General features: G+C 66.5%; 1 protein-coding gene. It reads right to left on the bottom strand.

The features are described from left to right. A partial coding sequence (locus CF70_RS33970) for a helix-turn-helix domain-containing protein (protein WP_035870902.1) occupies positions 1-316 on the bottom strand: 316 nt, incomplete at both ends.

A 316-nucleotide genomic window follows, 5' to 3' on the forward strand; every position in this document is an offset into this window, starting at 1 on the left:
TTGCGGTACAGCTTGCAAATTCCGTTGACCTTCTCGCGAAAGGCCGGGTCTGGGCTGTGCAGCCATTGCTGGACCCGGTGCGGACGCACGTCGCCGGCTTGCAGAATGCGCTGCACCTGGCTGCGGCTGATCTGCCCGACGACGCCGCGCTCCACGGCGCGCGCCACAATCTCGTCGAGCGTCGGCGTGACCCGTCCCTCAGGTTCCTGCGTTTCACACGCCAGCGCGATCAACTGTAGTCGCGCCTCGTGCGTGATGCGTGGCGGACGGCCACTGCGCTCGCCTTCGCGAATGCCTTGGGCACCTTGCTGGGCAA

It is taken from the genome of Cupriavidus sp. SK-3 (assembly GCF_000611145.1).
GTDB lineage: Bacteria > Pseudomonadota > Gammaproteobacteria > Burkholderiales > Burkholderiaceae > Cupriavidus.